General features: G+C 40.7%; 19 protein-coding genes. 3 read left to right on the plus strand and 16 right to left on the minus strand.

Translation table 11 applies throughout. The annotated features are described in order from the left end of the window. Nucleotides 1-188 precede the first annotated feature (188 nt). From NSQ46_RS29645 to NSQ46_RS29660, 4 genes are all read right to left on the minus strand, one after another. Nucleotides 189-338 (minus strand): hypothetical protein, encoded by a 150-nt coding sequence (locus NSQ46_RS29645; protein WP_007133232.1) that lies wholly within the window; start codon nt 336-338, stop codon nt 189-191. 57 nt (nt 339-395) lie between these two features. Further along, on the minus strand, nt 396-737 hold the full coding sequence (locus NSQ46_RS29650) for a hypothetical protein (protein WP_007133231.1): 342 nt from the start codon (nt 735-737) through the stop codon (nt 396-398). A 709-nt stretch (nt 738-1,446) separates the two neighbouring features. After that, nucleotides 1,447-3,348, minus strand: coding sequence for a DUF2357 domain-containing protein (locus NSQ46_RS29655; RefSeq protein ID WP_342575801.1), 1,902 nt, complete (start codon nt 3,346-3,348; stop codon nt 1,447-1,449). Nucleotides 3,349-3,377: 29 nt separating this feature from the next. Next, the gene (locus NSQ46_RS29660; RefSeq protein ID WP_342575803.1) at nt 3,378-5,177 is read right to left on the minus strand and encodes a hypothetical protein; all 1,800 of its coding nucleotides are present in this window, start codon (nt 5,175-5,177) and stop codon (nt 3,378-3,380) included. Between the two features lie 175 nt (nt 5,178-5,352). Here NSQ46_RS29660 and NSQ46_RS29665 point away from each other — a divergent pair, with 175 nt between their 5' ends. Further along, complete coding sequence (locus tag NSQ46_RS29665; protein WP_342575805.1) at nt 5,353-6,576, plus strand: DNA adenine methylase; 1,224 nt, start codon at nt 5,353-5,355, stop codon at nt 6,574-6,576. 118 nt (nt 6,577-6,694) lie between these two features. Beyond that, nucleotides 6,695-6,898 (plus strand): helix-turn-helix transcriptional regulator, encoded by a 204-nt coding sequence (locus NSQ46_RS29670; RefSeq protein ID WP_342575806.1) that lies wholly within the window; start codon nt 6,695-6,697, stop codon nt 6,896-6,898. 309 nt (nt 6,899-7,207) lie between these two features. On the opposite strand, the gene NSQ46_RS29675 is transcribed toward NSQ46_RS29670, so the two are convergent. The 11 genes from NSQ46_RS29675 to NSQ46_RS29725 form a co-directional block, all read right to left on the minus strand. Further along, nucleotides 7,208-7,507 (minus strand): hypothetical protein, encoded by a 300-nt coding sequence (locus NSQ46_RS29675; protein ID WP_342575807.1) that lies wholly within the window; start codon nt 7,505-7,507, stop codon nt 7,208-7,210. Between the two features lie 17 nt (nt 7,508-7,524). Then, the gene (locus NSQ46_RS29680) at nt 7,525-8,094 is read right to left on the minus strand and encodes a hypothetical protein (RefSeq protein ID WP_342575809.1); all 570 of its coding nucleotides are present in this window, start codon (nt 8,092-8,094) and stop codon (nt 7,525-7,527) included. Nucleotides 8,095-8,265: 171 nt separating this feature from the next. Next, nucleotides 8,266-8,838: a hypothetical protein gene (locus NSQ46_RS29685; protein WP_342575811.1), complete on the minus strand. Its 573-nt coding sequence runs from the start codon at nt 8,836-8,838 to the stop codon at nt 8,266-8,268. A gap of 743 nt (nt 8,839-9,581) precedes the next feature. Further along, nucleotides 9,582-10,877, minus strand: a complete 1,296-nt coding sequence (locus tag NSQ46_RS29690) for a hypothetical protein (protein WP_342575813.1) — start codon at nt 10,875-10,877, stop codon at nt 9,582-9,584. 526 nt (nt 10,878-11,403) lie between these two features. Continuing rightward, a complete protein-coding gene (locus NSQ46_RS29695; RefSeq protein ID WP_342575814.1) occupies nt 11,404-14,451 on the minus strand; it encodes a hypothetical protein in 3,048 nt (1,015 codons plus the stop codon). Nucleotides 14,452-14,568: 117 nt separating this feature from the next. Then, nucleotides 14,569-14,781 carry a hypothetical protein gene (locus NSQ46_RS29700; RefSeq protein ID WP_342575816.1) on the minus strand — a complete coding sequence of 71 codons (213 nt, stop codon included), beginning with the start codon at nt 14,779-14,781 and terminating at the stop codon, nt 14,569-14,571. Nucleotides 14,782-15,407: 626 nt separating this feature from the next. After that, entirely contained in the window at nt 15,408-16,169 is a 762-nt protein-coding gene (locus NSQ46_RS29705) for a hypothetical protein (RefSeq protein ID WP_342575818.1), read from the minus strand. Nucleotides 16,170-16,294: 125 nt separating this feature from the next. Further along, nucleotides 16,295-17,095: an AAA family ATPase gene (locus NSQ46_RS29710; protein WP_251537695.1), complete on the minus strand. Its 801-nt coding sequence runs from the start codon at nt 17,093-17,095 to the stop codon at nt 16,295-16,297. After that, nucleotides 17,088-18,437 carry a DDE-type integrase/transposase/recombinase gene (locus tag NSQ46_RS29715; RefSeq protein WP_251537694.1) on the minus strand — a complete coding sequence of 450 codons (1,350 nt, stop codon included), beginning with the start codon at nt 18,435-18,437 and terminating at the stop codon, nt 17,088-17,090. Before NSQ46_RS29715 ends, NSQ46_RS29710 begins: the two co-directional genes overlap by 8 nt. Nucleotides 18,438-18,478: 41 nt before the next feature. Further along, nucleotides 18,479-18,934, minus strand: a complete 456-nt coding sequence (locus NSQ46_RS29720; protein WP_251537693.1) for a DUF6431 domain-containing protein — start codon at nt 18,932-18,934, stop codon at nt 18,479-18,481. A 628-nt stretch (nt 18,935-19,562) separates the two neighbouring features. Next, entirely contained in the window at nt 19,563-19,904 is a 342-nt protein-coding gene (locus NSQ46_RS29725) for a zinc ribbon domain-containing protein YjdM (protein ID WP_251535852.1), read from the minus strand. A gap of 231 nt (nt 19,905-20,135) precedes the next feature. Here NSQ46_RS29725 and NSQ46_RS29730 point away from each other — a divergent pair, with 231 nt between their 5' ends. Beyond that, a complete protein-coding gene (locus tag NSQ46_RS29730; protein WP_342575822.1) occupies nt 20,136-21,032 on the plus strand; it encodes an NAD(P)-binding domain-containing protein in 897 nt (298 codons plus the stop codon). An 84-nt stretch (nt 21,033-21,116) separates the two neighbouring features. Here the strand turns inward: NSQ46_RS29730 and NSQ46_RS29735 are convergent, their stop codons facing one another. After that, complete coding sequence (locus NSQ46_RS29735; RefSeq protein WP_342575824.1) at nt 21,117-23,240, minus strand: multicopper oxidase family protein; 2,124 nt, start codon at nt 23,238-23,240, stop codon at nt 21,117-21,119. Nucleotides 23,241-23,366: the final 126 nt, after the last annotated feature.

Below are 23,366 nucleotides of genomic sequence, written 5' to 3' on the forward strand. Positions count from 1 at the left end.
CCAGGAATCTTTAATTTAAACTTCTTAACTTTCCTGTAATGTTCGGGGCCCCGTAATATTACACTTGCCTTCTAATACGAGACGATGATGGAAATAGTTTCAACAAAAAAAGAACTTCCTGTCGAAATCATACAGGAAGTTCTAATCTCTTCATGTTTATAACGCCTAGAGAGAAGGCTGGCAGCAGGTCAGCCCTCCGGGTTAAAGTGCCCATCCTGCTTGCGGATCTTGGCTTTGTGCGAGCCCGACAGGGGCTCTTGACCGCCTCTGTCACGGTCATCGCGTCGTTGCGGTGTCTCCTGGGCTTCCGGTACAGGAATCGCTTTCGGCTTGCTCATTGTGCAGTCCTCCGTTTCTTGGAATCGAAACCATACCAAAGACATTACTTCATGTCCCTATTGATGCGTAATCTGCTGCAGCGCCTGCGCGCATTCATGGATATGCCGGGTGTAATCGCCGATCATGCCCTGGACATTCTCATTGCGTTCATCGGTCGTTGCGCCATCCCGCTCCACATCGATCAGGTCCACCTTTACTTCTCTTGTGTCCACGTACGTGCATTGGAAATCGAACGAATACTCCTGGCGTCCAGCCGCACCGATATGAATGCGGATGGCATTGGGATCTCCCTCGTCGGGAGCCACCTCCGCACGGTCACCGGGCTTGAGGATCGTCGGCAGCCTCTCCTGCCATGCGTTAACAAGCGTAGCCTGATCTACATTCAGTTCTGAGTTCATCATCACACCTCCCCTTCTCTATAAATTGCGAAAGTGGGTGAACTTTTATGCACCCTCTAAAGCCCTGTAAAGACACACCAACCAGCCCATGCATGCTGGCTTCGTTATTCAATCGGTAACCTAGATTAAAAAGGAGACCTATTGTGCAGCAACCGTTTATTATAGAAGGAAATAAATGAGCACCCGAACGCCCGCCCTTGGAAAGAATCGATTTCCGCTTTAGAAAAAATGCTATGCAAGAAGCCCGTTTCCAATAAGGAAACGGGCCTGTCATTATTATGTATGGCGGAGAGGATGGGATTCGAACCCATGTGGAGTTGCCCCCTAACGGTTTTCAAGACCGCCCCTCATTGTAAAAGCCCACCATGCCTTGAGCTAAATGATTTTATGGCACTTTATTGTTGAACCGCTACAGCGGTCTAAGTTAAAACGTTTAATTGGGTATGTGACCGTTGGATAACTATATCCTATTATGTTCAAAAGCATCAGTCAACCTCTGTAAGAACAAATTCAATCGTTGTGGATATGGGGTTATAAATATTGTAATTCTGTGACAGTACCCCAAGGGTCCGCACCACTAGACTGCGCAAACAAGGTTGTTTATAATTCAACGATTCCAAACATATGACCACTCTTCGCATAGTGGTCGTAATTATGTGTAAAAGGGGTCGCGAATTACGACACCCTATTTCTTTAACCAACTAACTCTTCAGTCAATAGCACTATTTGTTTCTAATTCAATAATGCCAATCTCTTCTTGGTACCCTGCATCTTCCATAGTAAGTAAGTTAAGGATTACTTCAATATGCTCTTCAAGATTTTGTTTCTGTTTTTTATTAAAGTTATTGTCACCTGTCCTAAGTGGAAATGCGCCGATTGAAGGTAAACTAAAGGAATAATCTTTTCGCGGGTTTCTAGTAAATATACTTGGAGTCTCTACACTATCAGGATAAAGAATGTACGCCCCCCTTGAACCTAGTATAGCATCTCGATAGGTATGGACCGTATATATATCATTCCGTTTATAATTACCTTCACGCGTGCTACTGTAATCATTAATATCAGCCTCTTTACTGTCCCCTTCTCTAATCATCGAAAGAAACTTATTGTAATCTAACTTATACTTCGCATCAAAATGAATCCAATGATTTCTCCCTCGACTAACCACTTGCAGACTAAAATCTGGGTGATACAATCCCCCATCGTATGTACCGTTCCATTCTTCGTTATCATATTTTTTAAAATCCCTATTATAAAATAAACTTACTTCAGCATTGTTGTAAACGAAGCTCACCTTACTTTCTGACTTCTCCTTCAAATTAAGTGTATAGCCTTTATCACTCCTCGATAGAATATTAGATGAGGTTACCTGACCACATAACTTTTGCAGTATTCCTAAAAGCGAGAAGTAGCACCAGTATTCATATAATTTATGAATCGGTCGTAAATCTCCATTTATACTGTCAAACTCGGAGACAGATGATTCTAGTTGAAGTCCAAATTCAAACTCTTGCATGAGTCTAAACAAATCTTTATATCCACTACGCTTTTGCATAACCATTGAATTGGATAACCGTCTAAAAGGACCTATGTGCTGAAAGAACGGATGGTGTAGATAACCCTCAATCGTTTGGATGCTCGCTTCTAAAAAAAGCTTACTGTTTTGAAATTTTGTTGGAAGTGTATCAAGTAAAGACAATATACAACTTTCCAATTCTTCGAGACAAAACTTCACATATTGATTTTCTTGTGTGTCGAAAACGTAATCTATATGTTCTTCAGGGAGAGATGTTGGAGTATATCCTTTGAAACGTCTACTTAGATTTCCTCTTTCTACCCAGTCTAACCCAAACGGATTTGAAATTATTTCGAACAAGTTTGGATTTGCAACTAGAGAAATTTCATCGGTCACAATACTGTGGCTTATCTTAGCATGTGGATTCGCTAAAATAGTCTCAATTGCAAGGGGAAGGTTATTCCTTTCCATTAGTCTTCTTAGTTGAAAAATACAAACTTGTGGCGAGCTTTGGGACATATGATCAAGAGCCATAGAAACTTCTGTAGGTTGATCTAGAGAGAGTATGAGTTCGCTGTGGTATTGAGCAAGCTCACTTAACAGCAATCTAAAATCATCCTCATAGTTGAGCTTGTAGCTTATTACTTCTACCTGAATTGATTCAATTGCTTCATAAAATTCAAACTTTACTACCCCAGCGTAACTTTTGAAATTTAATCGACCAGATATTCGTGTTAGATTCTGTCCAATTTCAACCCAAGAATCTTTGTTGTTAAAAGATAAATGGTTTTTTAACTTTCTATTTCTAAATGGAAAAATCTCGTCGCTTTTCCGTCTTAACAAGATTTCCTTTTTACTCATTGGATAGTCAATTATAAAATCAAATTCGGTTTCCTCACGAAGACATATGTCACTGAATAAATCAGATATTTCATCCCTCACATACATTAATGGAGGTTGCATATTTCTTAGTCGAAAATCACTTTCATCAACACTGTAAAAATTATAATCGCTGCATCTTTCTATTTTAAATTCAGCGCCAACATCGGAAACATTATTACAGACCACAGAAAAGGAAAGCGGTACTCCCAACATTGTGTCTATGCATCTTTCAAACTTACATATCAACATATAAATCCACTATAACCTGTAACATTAAGATTCTTTTCCATTGCTATCAACTTACTATACGATTTATTAAACCTCACTCTTTCCCCATCTTTACAAAAATCAATTAGACTTCTTAGGAGGTTAACCAATTGCTTTCGGTTACCATGAATTTTTGGCAGCACCTTTTGCATAAGAATTTCATCAAACAAACATTCCTCTTTCTTCAACCAATCTAAATCTACGTTATAATCTGTGGAAAGTTCAATAGCCTTAACATAATATTCACAACACTCAACGACAGTACGATATCCAAAAGTAAATTCTTCAACTAAGGTATAGACTTGATCTAGGAACTCTACCACTTTTTCCATCAGTTCGTACTGAGGTGAGGTTGAGGTTAAATCATTAAACGACTGTCTGATATTTAATGGTGACAATAAGTAACTATTGATTTGGCCAATATCCAGGTAAGCCTTAACGTTATTAGGAATAAGTGACTCATTGAATATTTTTGAAGGAGCTTCAGTATTACGTTCAATAACAAACGATCTATCAAGCACTTTAGGAGAAAACATGTATGTCGTCTCATCAATATTAACAGTACCAACAAAAATCACATTATTAGGAATGTATAGTCCATTCTTAGTAATTGCCTCATAAGTATATTCAAGAAATTCATTATTATTTTTGTAGTACTTTTGCAATAAAACTAAGTCGCCGGTAGTTAACAGTGGTACATTGCTTATACCTTCATGCCTAGATGTTTCCATTAGCGCAAGGAATCTGGCAAAGTACATTTCTACATGGGACAAATTCATTTCATCAAAGAGTACGAAAAAAGGAATACTACTATGTTTACCCGAGTTCGCTTTCAATAACATATTAATTAATGGAGTTGGCTGATATACTTCTCCATCGTCACCAAAAGGATTTTTGTAACCAATTATATTTCTTCCATCTTTCCATCCTGCTTCAACTGGTATAAATGTGATATTAAAATTATCATCAACATTTTTTTGGGGATTAATGGAATTCGCTAGTTTACGTATCCCATAAGTCTTACCTGTTCCACTTGCGCCAGTCAGAATTAAAAAGGGTTTCGTCGCAAGGGAAACTAATAAGTGGGTATCCACCTCAACTACATCCGATAGATTTAACTCTACGAGAGCCTCAACCTGTTCATTAAGCGCCTCTCCTTCCAGCCACTTAACGAACTGCTCTCTTCTAAGCGAAAATACTAAATGAAACTTATAAGCAATGCATTGCTCGTAAAAATTTCTAATGTGCTCTTTATTATTTCCTGTAGGATTTTCTACCCAATAAGTCTTTTTTAACCTATCAAGTAATAGTTTCTTTACAAGTTTACCTACTTCTCCAGATTTAAAAAGTAATGAATAGTCATATGCTACGATATCTGATCGTATTGCCTGGTCTGAGGATGCACCAGAGGCAACCAGTACTCCTCGAATATTGGTAAATGTCTTCTCATTTTCGAATTGATTCCTACTTATTACCCCCTTCATGTTATCAGTTGCAGAATCAGCAAAAACACGTATAAAGTTTTCATGAGTGAATAAAATTGCTGTTAAACAAAAAAGTCCTATTTGGTCAGGATACTGAAGTATTTCATCCCAATATGTGGGGAGTTCATTGTTATCATTTAGACCTAAAGCAGCACGAAGTTGAGATGGGTCTATTGCTAATTCATTACGATATATGCCGTTTATGTAATCACGCAAACGTCCTTCTTTAGCAAGTCCAATGATCGAGCCTATCCCATATTTAGTTTGTGAAGCATTAATTCTTGATAACATATTGTTGCCTCCATATCCGTGCGTTTCAATTTAAAGAATTCATTTTACACAAAAAAATTTTAGGTGTATTCACAAATTCATGAATTTATGAAATAATGAATTATCTACACGACTTATATATATCCAAAGCTTAACGTGATATAATTAAACTCTATGAGAATGAGAGGTGTTAACTATGATCAACGCAACTAAAAATTTAGAAGGAAATTCTACTAAACTGATAGATTATGATATTAATCCACCTCATATCACTAAGTATATGGGTTCTAAAAAACAAATACTAGAATTTGTAATTCAAGGTATACAAGACAGTTATCTCGGTGGTTACGTATGTGATTTATTCGCTGGGTCAGCTGCAATTGCAGGTGCGCTTAGAAACTCAGCTCCTGTTTTCTCGAATGATATTCAAAATTATTCATCATTTCTTGCAAATACCTACTTATCCGATTATCGATGGGACGAAAACCCAAAAATATTAGCTGAAGTTATTGAAAAAGCTACTGAACGCGCCAATAGATTTTTCGATGCTTTTCCAAACCTCAGCTTCAGTTATGAACAAGCAATACCCCTTGAAAAATTTCAAAAAACGGAAAAGGAACAGCAAGAACTAGTTTTTTATGATTTTTCTCAGTTTGATTATCATCTATTTACGAAATATTATTCGGGTACCTACTGGTCTTATAATCAATGTGTATGGATTGATGCTTTAAGGGCAGTTGCAGATGATTATAAACATACTGCTTATTACTACCCAATTATATCAAGTTTAATGTTCGCAATGTCCTACAATTCGCAAAGTACAGGGCATTATGCGCAATATCGCGATCCAAATACTATTGAGTCTATGAATGATATTAGAATTTATCGTCAAAAAGAGATTCTTCCTTATTTCCAAAGAAAGTTTGAAGAATTGCAACAAGTATTAGGTCGAAATTCCTTTGAACATAAAGTAACGGCACTTGATTATTTGGATTGTTTAGACTTAATCGAACCAAACACCACAGTATATGCAGACCCGCCGTACTGTTTTGTTCATTATTCTAGATTTTATCATGCAATTGAAACTTTGGTAAGATATGATTATCCAGATGTTAAATACAAGGGAAGATACAGAACTGACAGACATCAGTCACCTTTCTGTATACGAACAAAGGTGAAAAAGGCCTTTGAGGAAATGTTTCATAAAATTAAATTTAAAGAAGCAAACCTAGTACTTAGTTATAGTAATACCGGCATGATATCCCTTGACGATCTACAACAAGTTGCAGAACTCACATTTGGAAATACTTACACTATAGAGGTCCGATCTCTGGATTACCTTCATAGTACCATGGGCAGAAAAGAAGATAAGAATCGTGAAGTTGAAGAATGGCTGCTATTAGCAAGAATGTCGAATTAAAAGAAGACCCCTCGGTATAATACCAAGGGGTCTTCTACTTTATCCTAGACCCTAGACCCTTATCAATCTATTCACTAGTATATTTTTTCATGTATAATACTGAATGAGGTGATCCCGCATGTCTATCAATTTCAAATTAAAAGAGCTACTAATACAGCGAGGGATAACACAAAAGCAACTTTCTGAATTAACAGGGCTACATGAAAGCACCCTATCGGATATATCCCGTGATTTAAGAACAGTTATTAACAAAAATCACTTAGAGCTAATAATGGAAGCATTGAATGTGTATGATTTCAATGAGTTGTTTGAACGAAAATAAGGTAAGATTCAGGGTAACCCCGCTCAGATTAATATTCTCTCACATTTTTTTGTAAACTTAAAATTCATTTGTCTTATCCCTATTTGTCTAGTGTTGATTTTGCTCTTTTATTTGCTCTAAGAAATAACCTGAGTCTTCCTTATCGTTACTTAATATTGTCTCGATCCAGGAATTGTTTTTAATCCTAGATCGTCATTTAACTCCTTTCCTTTATAACCGTTTTAATCTCCTGTATAATTACCTTTTATATTCAACTTTTAAACGATGGTTGCCAAAAGAGAATCACCCCATTCAATTGTACGTAACTACTCAATCGTCATCATACATTGCTTCAATACTTGATCTCTGATACTCTTCACTCTGTAAGTGCATTGGTTCTATTCGATCATTATGATATTTCATTGTTACCAACCGATCTATTAGTTCATTTTCTGCTAACAAGCCCATGACTTTATTCTGATCTATTAATTTTCTTTCTATTTTCCACATTAATCTTTCTATCGCAGTCAATCTTTCTTCATTATAGCTCAATGCTAAATTTACTTTGTCATTCAACGTACTAAAACTCTCTAAAAGCAGATCAAGCTTTTCTTGATATTCCTTATTCACTATTCCCCTCACCCTATCTATGCTTTATTCTGAAGCAAAACACCTTCAATTATTGCGAGATTCTTTACAGTACATTGTAAAAAGTATTGCTCTTTACACTGCGAGCAAACAGCACCTTCTACTGTGATACCTAAAATTGAATCTTGATCTGGAAAGTCTAAAGGAATTAGAGCATTATAAACATCATCACAACCACATGAGCAGCTTATTAGATTCACCAAATCCTCTTTATAATCACTCTTTGAGTGTCTTTTCTTGAAAAGAGCATTACTACGAGCAATCTTTTGCTGATTCATATTCAAAAAATCTATTATGTTTATCTCCTCTTCATTATTTTTAATATTCAAAAGATCAATAGTAATCCTAACTACAGTGTTAAGTGAACTTCTAACTAAATTTGAATATCTAACCTCCACCCATTCAATGGTCATCTTATTATCCTCGTTTACAATGACGAGGTTATTCATTGCATCCTGGGGATTTTGCCCAGCGATGTATTTTTTGAAACAAGAGACATTAACTTGGTTTAGAAGCTTGGACATTATTTCCAAACTATATTGGGCTTGCCATTTTATATTTTCCGACATTTTGCCGCTCCTTTATCTCAATGAATATCATTCTATTCATAGCAATTTGTGACTGAAACCATTTACTGTCCATTACTGTCCATAATACTCGAAAAATTGTTCTTTACTGTTGAATAAGGAGAATATTCAAAAGTTGATTCGCAATATTCCTCACCTTTGATTTCGCCTTTATTATTGTGTCAGAAGGAAAATTTTAAGATGATCAATTGCCATCTGGTCTCCTTCATCTGCAAAGTAAACTGCATTGCATCTAGTACAATAATCTTCTTGTATGGTAACAGATATGATTTTTGAGTCTTTTGATAAAAGGTATACTTCCAACTCAACATTATCGATATTATCAGATTCACAAACTTCACAGTAACTAACACTAGGTTCAACAGCATTATTCCCTTCACAAGAGTAAGAGTTAATTATTTTATCTATTTCTTCTAACTGTTTCATTTCTTTTCTGTCATAATACTTTTCCCCACAATTCGAACAAATAGCTGCAATTAATTTTGCACTTTTGAAGCGCTTGTTATTTGTGATTAAAGGTAACTGTGCCTCTTGGTACAACACCTCAGTACCATTGCATTTCCAACAAAGCTGAACCTCCGATTTTTTGCCACCCAATGCGCTTTGCTTAGCTGTAAAATCATCCAACTTTCTCTGATAATTCACCTTGTCTTTTACTGAAGTCATGATTACCTCTTCGAAACTGAAAAGACATCCATCTCTCAATTTTCGTTTGTTTTCACTCATTTCTCTCGCTCCTTTTTTAATAATATAGTCTCAATAAAATATCGATTCTATTTACAATCTAAATCTAAAATGGTCTATCAATTTTTGAACTTTATATTCGTTCTGATCTCCGTTGGCTTCGACAAATATCAATAAACTCCCTCATCCACAAGTCCATCTTTTTTCCAATAGTAACTTAATCTTCAGCTTTACTTCCTTTCCAATCCTTGATTCTAGAATATCGGTGTGAATAATATTTGAAGCCTGCCCTTCGGACATAGAATTCTCTCAAGTCGTATCTCTACTACATCTAATTTCCCTCCTTTCGGAGAATACCAAAGAAAGTACAGCCTCAACTTTCGATAAAAAAAGCAGCGTAGCTTATTAGTAGCCACGCTGCTTGTTAAACCGTATGGTATTATCTCGGAAATCCGATTTGTAAGGATGTTCATAGACACACATCTCTTTCTTGAAAATCGTATTATGGGGTTAGAATACCACATTAACCACAAAACAACAACCATTAATTAGTAACTATATTTATGAAAGTTAAAGAAAGTACTTTATATACCTGACTATCAATAGCTGACGCGGACAAAGCTTCGCATTTGTCCTTGTCACGATTCGAACGCTGCGCTTTCGAATCGTTTGGAGTGTACTTAATGTAGAATATTTTTTTTGTACTTCTTCTTTAAGGATTTGATTTAAAACCCTTTTATTTATTGCATTTTTCCGATGTGTTTAGGCAGTTGGGTTGCCTAATGTTAGAGATGCCAATCACTTGGTGGTTCGTCGACTATAGCACCTTTCGGAGGCGATTCAAAATCATCAGAAGTCAAATAGAGTTGAAACAAAGAACGCATTCTTTTGCTAGGAATGTAGATTGTTATTGGGTGGCCTTCTCTAATACGACTCCTCCAAACCCATTGAATAAGTTCGGACAATGCCCAGGCATCCTCATCAACCTTAACCCCATATTGCTCGAAGAATTTTTTCTCAATCGGATTCATAAACCTGTTAATTAGATACGCGAGATGGTACTTCTCCTTGTACAGATTGGTTGCTCTTGCTGTCATTGGAATAAAGCATTTAGCAAAACTCTTTGGCTTAACCTTCTTCATAATGTTGTCTTTATTGCCTTTGACTGTTGTCCATAAGGCTGTGCTTTGATTTGCTTTGCACATGTTAGCAAAAAAATTCTGAGCATTCCTTCGGAGTGTTACTACCAGGTCTTTATTAGATGACTTTTCAAACCAACTTGTTGATAATGCATTTCTTTTGTCACCGATGGCATTTAGCTTACCTTGATAAATAGATACCAGTTCGTTGAGCATTTTCTTTTCATGGATTTTTCTACTATCATATGGGATAAGGTTGCAACCATTTTGTCCTTTTAAAACTGATAAATATCTATACTCTATCCCATGTAAGTCATAATAGTATCTTTGGAACTGAGCATTGAATAAATAGGTAAGAATAAATACATCGTTAAACAATAGAAAAATATCACATGGCAAGTTCCATATTAAAGCAGAATTATCACAATACATCAAGTTATTCGTTAATGCCATTTGTTTGATGTGATTATATTCAGTATCATAGTCGATCTTGCTTTCATTCCACTTTATATATGTTAATCCGTTTTCATTAACATCAAAATCAATTACGTTTGCTTCAATCAGTAAGTCCAGGTCATTTTTCTTTAAAGGAACTTGTTCAATAACATTCATCACTTCATCAAGAATCAAAGTGTAGTTGTTGCTTCGTATTAGGTCTTTTGTTTCGAAATTAGCCATTTGAAATAATGCATGGGTTGTGGCAATATCCTTGCCTTGCCCTAACAGACGATGTAAGTCTTCTAGCTTGGTATTTCCATTAATTGAATCTGGCTCGTAAAAAACTCGTGATTGTACAGACTCTTTTACTCTTGTGACCTCATCAAGAAATGGTGTGACGTAGATAAATCTATGGGATTCTTCCCTCATGTCGTTCATATACTGAATTGCCCAAGAAGTCTTTCCATAGCCGCAAGGGGCGTCAATAACATTTACTGTTGTCATTCTAACATTTCTCCTTTAACAAATTGTTTTTAGCTTTGTTATAAGCTTATTTGAATTTCATTTTGAAGCCACCTCGATAAATGCTTTCTTGAAACCCCTACACTATGAGTAATGAAAGTCGTTGGTGTTCCAAATCTCTGCTGTAATGTGATCAATGTATCTCGTAGCTGTCGATCATTCTTATAAATTATCTCTGTTTCATAATCTTATGGATATGTGATGTAAACAGTAAAAATAAAACCCTCCAAAATCCTTGGAGGGTGATTCACTTTATATATAGTGTCATATAGTTGGTTGATTCTATTTTTCGACAAGTTCTTGTTAGAAAGATGCCAAATCTTTAATTATTATCTATCACAGTAATACAAAGATTTTAAAGGTTTAAGAGTCTTTTAAAACCTTTTAAAGCTTCACATGCACTAAATATGATTCCTTTGAAAGTGTTTAAAACACTCTCAAATTTCTTTTAAAGCATTTAAACATGACAGCGCAGCTCCCCACAAACGTTCCATTGTTTAATTTTACATTAATTCAAGTCAATTCTCATTCCGACAAGGTTTATGCCATGTGGAGTGAGTTCTATATAATTATTCGAATCTACTTCAAGCATAATTTTCGTATTAGATTTAAGTTTGAGGGTGTCGCCATTAGATTCAAGGATAACTCCGTCTACACCATCACGATTAAACCAAAGTCTACGCTCATTTCCGTTAGTTGCTTTATAGTTTAATTTGAATGCATCATTATCCTTGATGATGTAACCAACCTCGTTATCATTTAAACCATTGCTACCTATACCCATTTTAATTGTAGGTATGCCATTGAGACTTCCTGTGGGATTATCGAGATAAAGAGCCATTTTCTCTTCATCGATACTTGTCCCATTTCCTGAGATAAACTTGATAAACTGATCTTTCACCCAAACATAGTCCTGTTTGTTTCTATCTTCCATCGTTCTTACTTCATTAACTGTAAGTTTGGAAATAAACGAACCATCTGGAAGCTCTATTGGATCAACGTCATCATCTGATATAATCAGCCTTTTCGCTCTAAGGGTTCCGTCATTATGAATCCAGAACCGAGGTTCACCATTAACATCAATAGCGATACCTTCATTTGCGTTCAGTCTGATTTGCTCTCCATTCTGACCATTGATCGTAATGCCATCTTCCCAATCGAGAATGATCGCATCGCCAAGCTTACCATCAAGAATCCGAAGTCTTCTTGTGCTTAACTCGTCGGCAAATAGATTACCTTCAAGATCAACATAGAATCTCTTCTCCCAAACTGGACTTCCAGCGGAACCAACATTCTTTTCGATCTTGATACCCTCAGTGGCATTCAGTGTGGTTCGATTCATCATGTTACCTCTGGTCACCACAATGCCATTCTCAGCGTCAATAACAGTGTTATTGTAGTTTCTACCCAACTGCAAAGAAGACTTCTCAAGGAAGTCTGCAAGCTTCGCTCTGGCGCTCTCATATGACTTGTAGAAGTTCTCCCATTTCTGATGGAACTCAAATCTTGTCGAACCAAGATCAGCGCCAATATGAGTCGTTCTGTTCATGTCGGCAAAAATTGGAGCCATATAAGCAGTCAAAGCGTCATAACTATAAGCTAAATCATTTCCTGCGGCTTGCAATTGATTTCTAGCATCATCCAAACCGTAATAGGAAGAATCCCTGTCATTATAAATAGTTTTTACATAGTCTTTAATTTGCTCTTTTAGGGTCAAGTATTGTTTTGTAATACTCTTATAGTTATTGGCTAAAGTGATCTTTTCGGTGGACACAATTACATCATCAATGATGATTGAATCCAGTACAGAGAAGTCGAAGTTCAGCGCATCAGCATCCAACAATACTTCACCAAGTTTTGTTTCAATACGCAAGCGTTTAGCAACCAAGTCTTCTGCAATGAGTGTTCCATCTTCATAGGTCGAGTTACCAATAGAAGCATACACCTTATTAACCCACTGGTTTCGCTCCCACTTTTGTAATGCTAAACCATTGGTAGCATTTAAAACAGATCGGTACTTTCCATCGTTACGCAAAGCAATAAAGCCATATTCGCCAATAACAACGTTATCGTAGAATTGACCCATATTCAGACCAGAGTAGAACTGAGCATCCTCTATTTTGTTGCGAAGATTTTTCTCTTCGTCGTAATAGGTCTTGAATTTCAAGATGAACTCTGCCCGATCTGGAATTTCACTTGTTTGCTCTGTTTTAGGAGAATTTACGTTAATGCTTAGAGGTGTTTGTGTCACAATCTCGATATACCGAGACATGTAATTCAACAAGTCGAAATATGCATTCGTGAGTGGAGTCGTTGAGTAGAGATCAATTGTACTTGGAGATTTGGAGAAGAACTGAGCATCCATATCGAATATATCATCACGTTGAGAACGCTTGTATTCTTCGGCCTGTTCGAGCATTCTATGGTATCCAGCTTCGATCTTGTACAGTTCAGTAATGATTTGCATCTTTTCAAGAGTTGTCAGCTTGTTGTCCATTACAATGTCTTTGAAGTCGCCAATGTCCAGATAATTGTTCTCTGCATCCAGAATAGTTTTGCCAATATCATTAACGATCTTGATGTTCTCAGCAACCAGATCATGAGTGTATAGGGTTCCATCACTTGGGTCAGCCCACATTACCTTTTGCCAACTATCAGGATAAGTGTTGAGGTCTGTTGTGGCTCTGTCGATTACAAAACCCTCTCTATCATCCATCTTGACTCTTGTAATATCGTTAAAAGACCAAAGTCCGAATACGTCAGGGTTCTCATTGACCAATCCAAGCTTCATTACAAGTCTTCCGTTACGGTCAAAGATTTCACCTTTCGAACCTTGGAATTTCAGAACGCCATCTTCATCTTCGAGTGCAAGATTCACACCCATAAAGATTTTTCCGTAGATGCGTTCACCAACGATACAGTGCTTCTTCTGTTTAAGATAAAAATCTTTAAGAACATCGATGCTGAATATCCTCATAAAATTTGGCTCTGTAATCTTATGCGTTAAATACAACTGCACTCCATCCTTACTAATTCTATACACATACAGCGTTCCACCAATACCTTCAAAGCTTATTTGATTATAAGTATCCTTATATATACTCTCCAATTTATACCCTTGCATTAGATACTTATATGAGATTTCATGAGCTTCTTTTGTGCGAATACCAGCTGAAATAATATTTACCGCATCCACAGGCAAATTAGTAGTAACAACTGGATTAAAATCATTATAAGGAGATAGCTGAGTTACTCGGGTTTGCTCTCCAACATACTCTGCGATAACAATATCTATAGCTTCATTTGTATAACTTTGATATATCAAATTACGTAGTGAGTCTACACATCTATCTTTTTGTAACCTATACGCTCCCATAAGTTTGTAGCAGTAATCTAACTCCCCACTACAGAAAATTATAGAATTATCAACATGAAATAGCTTCTGGGCTGCTGTTCCTTCATCCCTATATATCACTCCACCGATTGTTACTGAGACCGCAGAATCCGCAGAAATAAAAACTTTCTCTCTTGTCTGAAACACTAAAGCATTGCTCAAAACTATCACTCCTTGAAAGAAAATATACCCACGATCAAGGAACCTCGTGGACTTTTGCTACTTATTAACCTTTTTTGATTGTCATCATCCCTCACACATAGCTACAATAAGATTCCATCAATTTTGTGTTTCCCGTTGTTCATCGACAGTTCCATTAGTAATCAGTTTAATTTTAGTCTTTAATTCATCAGAAATTAGATACGAATCATTGTTCAGCCATCTGGATATATGTTCTCTCGACACCCCACATTTATTTGCAATAAAGGCAATTGGCGTTCCGAACCTGTTTTGAATCTCCAATACTGATGCTCGCAATTCTTGGTCATTCATCTCTAGCATCTCTCCTCTTTGACTTAATGACACTGTGATCTGTCCAAAAAAAATAAAACCTTCGAGATATCTTTCTCGAAGGTGGCTCACTACTAATACTGATTAATAGGGATACAGTTCTATAACTTTGGCAGGGAACGAGTTTTAAAGGTTTGAAAGGTTTGAAAGGTTTGAAAGGTTCAAACCTCGTTAAAAGTTCTTTTAAAGCTTAAAAGAACTTTTAAACCTTTAAACAAATAATAGGGTACAGTATAAATTACTGAGAATTATCAATAAAGGGTAGCAGCTTGGCTACCCTTTAAAAAGTGAAAACCCTAAAAGTAATAAATTTTGCACCGCCTATATAATTAGATAATAACTATATATAGTACTACTTTATATTAGTATATTATATATATAATACTTCTAATTATATAAGAGGGGAAAAATCCATTACTTTTGGTCTTTTCACTTTTTCTGAATGCCTCAGTAAGTAATGCACGTCCATTTTAAGACGCTACACGCTGTATCAGATTAATTTAATTTTTCACCCCTCCAACTCTCTCTTTAGATCATTCTAAGCCGTATTACCCCATTTCCGTTTGCCTGAGAGCAAAACAGACTAGTCCATGACCAAGTTCATGAACTCATATGATCGAGTACACTTTGTCCAACTGTTTTTTGTCATAGATTATTCTTGTGCTTTCAACTAAATTTAACTCTTCAAGTCTTTGCGTATACTTTTTCATCGTTCTTTCGCTACATCCAACGAAGTCACCGAGTTGAGCGTTAGTGATTTGAAACTTATTGTTGTACTTATCACACATCATGCTGATGTAACCATAGATGTACAGACCAACATGTCCAAGTCTTTTATCAGATATTATTTTGATGAAGTCTTCCACATCTAACTTATGTGTGTTTTGAAATGAATAAAAAGTGCCTGTATAGTCTTCCCTATCGAATCTGGCCGTTGCCTTTAGAGGCTCCTTCACAAAGAATCTTGGGCTATGATTCATCTCTAATTCTGGTATCTTCATACGCAATTCTTTTATGAGTCCAAATTCCAAAACGCCATCATCCATATAATAGGATACAGGATAATCAGTCGTTGTCTTCGTGTAGTTCATACTATCCAATATTCCCTTAGACTTTGTTATGTAAGACACAGAGGATTTATCTGATGTGAAAACATTAATTATATTCTGTTGACTGTACTGATCTGTTTTCCCACCATAAAGAGCATTTCTGTATATATAGCAAATCAGATAATAATAGGCATATGCGAAGCACTTATGGTTAAAGCTTTTAAATTCAGCTTTAGACAAGTCTTCAAATATTTCATTCGGCATTTGAACATTAACACTTTCACTTACATTGAGCCATTGTTCCAAGTATTCTTTATTCATGTCGTATCATCCTTTCGAAATGCGATTATTGTTATTGCTAACGCATAATGTCCGGAGATTGATGGTGTAAGTTATCCTGCTATTGACGGTTAATCTGACCGCATCCGGATATACGAGAGGGAGAATTATGATAATTCTCCCTGAATGACGCGCTTAACCATATGATCGTCGATAATGCGGTGTTTGTTCTGTGCGCCGTAGAGCATGCAATGAGTACATACTTTGTTAATTAGCCTAGCTGCTCCGCCAGAGTAACGATAGATGTCGTCAATAGCTCCGTCAGTGAAGATGTCTCGTTCCGCACCGGCATAAGTCATGTGTCTCTCGATGTAGGCTCCTGTTTGGGCCCGGTCATAATGCGGAAGTTTGCATTGAAGATCGATGCGTTGACGAATCGCAGCGTAGGCTTGTAGGTTAATGCGATCCCACAATTCACTTTGCCCGACGAGGATGAGGGCCATTGGGCTTTGAGCATCCATCTTGAAATTTAGTAGAAAGCGAACTTCCTCCAGCATCTCTCGGTCCAAAAGATGACTTTCATCCACGACCACGACGGGCTGCAGTCCATGAATTCCCCGCATGAGCTCGATCTCTCGATGCAGCTGACGTTTCGCATCCCCGCGATAAAACTTCGATTCACAACCGAGTTGTTCCAGCAGCCCCTTGTAGAAGTGCCGCGGTGTCAGTTTTGAATCCGACAGATAGAGCACCTTGAACTTCGCAGGATCCAGTTCTTCGGCAAACCGCCGAATCGTTGTTGTCTTTCCGGTTCCGCAGTCACCGGTCACGACCGCAAACCATTGCCGTTCTGCCGCATATTCTAGCCGCCCCAGCGTCTCCTCCAAAATTTCCGACTCATATAACTCACTAGGCAGAATGTCCCTGGAGAACGGTGAACGGCTAAGCTCATAGAATGCCTCAAACATTGCCATTCACCTTGCCTTTCTTACGGAAGCTGATGGCCGGCACTTGCTCAGCGCGGCGCCCGCGACTTTGTACTTCAGCAACGCTTAACAGCCGCGATGAATCTGCCGGCAGCGGCTGAAGTTGATCCGGCAGTGGAGGACGTTTCCCGACACGTTCCCCGATTACGAGTTCCTTTACCTTCCATGGTTCGTGACCTTCGTACTCGATCACGAGCTCGGTGATGTCCGCCGGGTCATACACGACATCCACGGTACATCCGATGAACGGAAGCCCCACTTCATATTTACGCTCCAAGAAGCTGATGCACCCGGTTTTGTCGACTTTGCGGGTTTCGCAATGAAGGAATGCATTGGCGAGTATCTCTAGTTCCACAAACCGAAGCGCCTTCTTGTCACTTCGAAAGGCGGTTTCAGGGCTTCGTTTGTCAAGTGCTGAATGCGGCTTGTTCTGGTAGCATTCCGAAAGCCAAACTTCGAACAATTCATTCAGGCGGTCAAGCGTCTTTGGTTTTTCAAGTGCTGCTTCGCTAAGGAAAGAATCTACCACCCGGTTGAAGCGTTCAACTTTCCCGGTTGATTCGGGCGAGTATGGCCTAGCAAACAGAAGGCGAATGCCGAGCTTGGAGCACGTTCGCGTCATCCACTTAGTTCGATACTGCTTCCCGTTGTCGAAGTACACGGCTTCCGGAACACCGTACTTCTGAATGGCCTTTCGGAAGCTGTCTTCAATGATCGTCTTGTCCATGACCGGGTAAAACTCACCGTGCAGGACAAACCTCGTCGCGTCGTCGATAAAGGTAACGAGAAACACTTGTTTCATCGCTCCGTCCGGTCCAATGGGCAGATACGGACCGTACTTTATGTCCGAGTGCCATAGACGATTGCGGTGTGGCTGTTGGAATCGTCGAGCCGCTACACCTGAGTTTGCATACATTCGCATATGCCTTGTGCTATAACCACGTTCAGTGAGCTTCTCTTGAAGCGTGCTCCGTTTGATTTGACCTGGCTTAACGCGGCCTTCCCATTCCAAGATCTGAATGATCTGGGCAACACTGCGACTTGGCACTTCCCGCCGCAGCAAGATCGCTTGCTCCAAGACCTCCGGTGGAATGGCGGGGGCTGTGGGTTGTTTTCCTTTGCTCTTCGGCTTTAATCCGCCAAAGCCATCTTGCCGGTAGGCTGCTAAATACCGCCGCAGCGTTCTCTCCGATATTCCGATTTGCTCGCAAATTCTTTGCTTGATTTCCCTCGCCTTTGCCGGGTCGAGCCCTTCCGTAAGCAACGGGGCAAGGAGCTGCACACGATCCGCAGCGATCTGTTCCGCTTTCTTCTGATCTTTCATCCGTTTACACCTCTTTTGGTAGATTCGTTTACGAGTCTATCTCAGAGGGCTTCGGACAAGAATGCAGAACGGGTATGTACCCACAATTTTGAATTCACAACAGGTCGGACAACTCTTGCTAGCCATCCATCGGCATCTCCGACATAACGTCCGAATCTATGGTGTGCAGTTTGTGAAGGTGCGGACGGTTCCTTCACAACATCTAGATGAAAGCGAATGGCGATGGACTCTAGGCACCCTAACCAGTAGGTAGCCATTGAGCAAAGCCAAGTCCGCCAACGGTACAGTGTGGAGTTGTCTGCGGCAACATCTACTTCCGTGGGTTCAGACGCAATGACATTCTCCACACATTCTGATTCGTAACGCTTGTAAGGCACAATGCAGTCCGGTAACTCATGATGAATCTTCCGGCAAGCCGTACAACGTAGTCTTCGGATGACCAAGACGCTCTTTTCTCCCGTAGCATGTACAAGCTTCCGTTTTCGGCTCCCGATCACCGTCAAACTCGCAATGCAACAAGGACTAGGAACAATTTCTGCACACCTAACAAAAAACGCCGGGGATCTTCTCAACCAGCTCGTAATTTGATACAATGATCATACGTTTTGTGAGGGGATGTCTCCAGTGAGCTTGCGCGAACAGGCTCACGCTATATGGAGGCATCCTTTTCCTTTTCTGTGATACGGACATTATATTCGTCAATCCCCGGACAGGCAACACCGTCAGCTTTCGGGCATTATGCTTCAGCGTAAACACTTAAGAAAGGAATGATTCCAATTAGAGTCCAATGTATTTTCCCCGACAACTCAACGGCGAATATTTACATATCCGAAATTGGAGAATTTCTACGTCTTACAAGGTTGGTAGGCGGAATAACAATGGAAGGAACCTATTATAGGGTGGCCCATACAGAGCTAATTGTCGAAAAAGAAGGCTACTATATTTCAATGCAATTGAAGAAGCACAGGCATGTGCAATAAAAACCCGTCCGATACCCCCTACAACCACTGTATTTCAACAAAGTCAAACAACCTGAGCCCCTATGAATACCGGACTCAGGTTGCTATTTTTTTTACTTGTAGACTACTATCCATTTGCTTGGAGTCAAGCCAACATAGGTGCCTCCTAGGCCTTCTTCACAAACTCCGACTTCAGCTTCATCGCTCCGAAACCATCGATTTTGCAATCAATATTATGATCCCCATCGATCAGGCGAATGTTTTTGACTTTGGTGCCGATCTTCACGACCGATGACGTTCCCTTTACTTTCAGGTCCTTGATAACGGTAACCGAATCTCCGTCCCGCAGCATATTGCCGTTGGCATCTTTTACGACTTTCTCGTCCTCAGCAGTTTCTTGACTGGATCCCGGACTCCACTCATGAGCACATTCCGGGCACACCAGCAAGCTCCCGTCCTCATACGTGTATTCGGAATTGCATTTCGGACAATTAGGCAGGTTAGACAATGTTCATATTCTCCATTCATGATCATAATCGAATCTCTAACATACTGACATGGCTTCATCCGATCGTCAAGCACATCAGCTATCAACGTATTGAATTTATTCTTGACCTTCTCATTAGTGTCATACTTTAGAATTCGATCCGAAGGCAATATTTCTTCAAATACGAGGGGAACCAGTATGGCATCATCGTTGATTCTGGCTTGTTGTGATTAACGAAAGGAGTGAAAGGAAATGAACAAAAAGATTATTCAGGACCTTACAGCGGTTTCGGTCATCGGCCTTGGAAACATGGGAGTGGCACTTGCAGAAGCTTTCCTGAAAGGCGGTCACCCCACAACCGTATGGAACCGCTCGGCGAATAAAGCCGATGGACTGGTTGCAAAAGGCGCTGCTCTTGCTTCCACCGTTGCTGATGCGGTAGCGGCTAGTCCCGTGGTGATCATATGCCTATCCACTTACGAAGTTATGCATGAACAGCTCTCCCCATTAACCGATGAACTTTCCGGTCGAGTCCTAGTCAACCTCACGAGTGGAACTCCAGACCAAGCTCGTAACACAGCCATCTGGGCAGCTGAGCGAGAAGTCGAATATCTCGACGGAGCCATCATGGCAGTACCCCAGCTAATCGGGCTGCCGGAAACCCTCATCTTCTACGGAGGCTCCAAGACTCTCTTTGAAGCTCACGCGCCGCTGTTACGGGTTTTGGGAGGCAATGCGGCTTATCTTGGCGATGATCATGGTGCCCCATTGTTGTACGATCTGGCGCTGCTCACCATGCTGTATGGATCCGTGTACGGATACCTCCATGCCCACGCCTTCTTGAGTACGGCAAACATATCGCCAACAGCTTTCCTCCCGTTTGCAACGAATTGGGTCAACCATGTAATTGCCCCAAGCATAACCAACCCCGATAGCGCACGTGCACTCGAGGAGCGCAATTACGCGACCGACGTGTCCAACCTGAATACCAACAAATTAGGGCTGGAACACATTATTCGCGCCAGCAAGGAGCTGGATATCCCGGCAGAGTGGTTAAAGCCCCTGCACGCTATTGCTGCGCAGCAAGTCGCTGAAGGCTACGGCAATGATGCATTTGAACGAGTCTTCGAGGCTTTGCGGAAATCCTGATGGGCCAATCATCGAAATACAGGAAGAAGAGGATTCTGCTTGAAACAGAATCCTCTTCTTATCTCAATGGATCGGTTCCATTCCCTAATCCGGTATGTTTCCTGACCGTGTTCCTACCTCATAAGAAGGAAGCACATGATCATACATGAGATGCAGCGTCATCCCCGTCGCCGCATGATCGAGGTTATGACAGTGGTCCATCCACATGCCCGGGTTATCCGCGATAAAGCCGACCTCATACGATTCGCCCGGCATGACGTTTAACGTATCGGTCAGCCACGGCGTGGCCACCTTCTTGCCGTTCTTCTTCAGCACTGTCATATGATGCCCGTGCAGATGCATCGGATGCTCGCCCAAGCTTCGATTCACGAACGTCGTTTTGACCCTGTCGCCCTCTTTGACGACGAAGGTTGGAACCCGGGGATACACCTCCCCGTTGATCGTCCATAGGAAATTAATCTGGCCGTTGTAAAATCCCATTCGGTTGCCGAGAATCATATGGAATTCCCGATCGAATTTGTCCTCTGCCGTAACCTCATTCATGACGGGCTTCCCGTAATCAGACGGGTCAAACTCAGCAGATTCAGCCTGAAAGACCGGTCTCTCTGGACGGCTCCCGGCATAAAACACGGTTCCCGGGTTGCCCTCGTTCCTTCTATTGACGAGTTTAAAGAAGACCGGACGATCCGGCATCGTGAAGACCACGTCGTATCGGCCCCCCGCCCCGAGCCGAAAAGCCGTTTGGTCGGACAAGGGCTGGGGGTCTTGAATCCGCATGCCGTCGATACTGGTGATTCGGAATTCGGTTCCTTGAAGCAGGAATTTTTCCGAATAGTTATATGCGTTGATGATCCGCAGCTTCACGGTATCCCCCGGCTTCACCTGCTTCCATTGGAACTCGTCTTGGTTTCCAAATGCTTTCCGACGGCCTTGGTCGGTCTCCCATTGATGGTTGATCAAGGTTATCTCTTCATCATAACTTTCCGTTTCCTGCTTCGGCTCGACGATCAGGGTGCCGAACAGCCCTCTCACCACTTGCTCCGCCGCTTGCTGATGCGAGTGAAACCAATAGGTTCCTTCCTGATTGGCCCGAAACTTGTAAGTGAATGATTGCCCGGGTTTGACGACATTTTGTGTCATCCCCGGCACGCCGTCCATCGCATTCGGCACGTTATAGCCATGCCAATGGATGGTGACCCCGCGATCGATATCTTGATTGACGAGCTTCACTTCAATCATTTCGCCTTGCTTCACTCTAAGCTCGGGAGCGATCTCTCCATTATATGTCCAGGCATCGATGACTGCCCCGGAAGCGAGTGTCACCTTCTTCTGCTGTGCCACCAGCTCAAATGTCCGATCGGCGGGCTCCGAAATATCCCCGGTCAGCGACGCTACTTCGACTTGGCTGGGATCGGCCGAAGCCGACGCGTGATGAGCTTGATGCTGCTGATGATTGGAGCTTCCCGACATAAGCGTAGGGGCGCCGCCTCCCTCGTCAATCCAGTCGTGATTCATCATGTCGGAGGCTTCCGGCAGCTTGGAGACCTGGACTCCGACCAGTACGTTGGCAACCAGAAGGGTTATAGCCACCATGGCCGTGAGCAGACCTGCCGATACAAAGCTTATAAGCCTGGCACCAAGCCCGCGCCGAAGTGGTTTCCCCTGCTTCAACTTCGAGTATCTTCTATTTGCAAAAATCGCCGGCACAAGCAATAGAAGCGCAACCACCAAGTAGCGGGAGCCGATCTGAGATAGGCCGGGCAGAACCGGCTGGACAAAGAACGTACTGAGCGCGGAGATGCCGGATACGAGCGCAGCCGCTAAAAAGGATATTGATATGGAAGGCTGGGCCGCCGCTTCCAGTATTGCTGGCGTCGGCGGTTCTCCGCCGGCATTGCATAAGCTTTTCAACCGGGGGAGAATCGCTCCAGCGATATACAACTGAGGGATCAATGTCAACGGGATGAGCATCTTGACCGTCCCCTCCACAAACAACCAGCCGTCCTTGATGAGTTGGAGGATGATTACTCCGTACCAGGCAGCGCTCAGTACAAAAGCAATGCCTGCCACCCAGAGCAAGAATGTGCTCTTATTATTCAGGCTTCGACTTGACTTGGAGTAGGGAAGGCCTGCTGCCGCAATGGCGGCGATTCCCCACAACAGGGTCATAACGACCGTAATGATGATGCTGAATATGGTTTCGAACATGCTGTTCACTCCTTTTAACCGGGGGCTTCGTAAGCCTCACGCCCGGTATCCTTTTCTTGATGGTTGACCTGTAGCATTTGTCCCCATCTGCCAAACGTTATCTTTGATGACCATATTACTAGCGAA

It is taken from the genome of Paenibacillus sp. FSL M8-0142 (assembly GCF_038597315.1).
GTDB classification, from domain to species: domain Bacteria; phylum Bacillota; class Bacilli; order Paenibacillales; family Paenibacillaceae; genus Paenibacillus_AQ; species Paenibacillus_AQ lactis.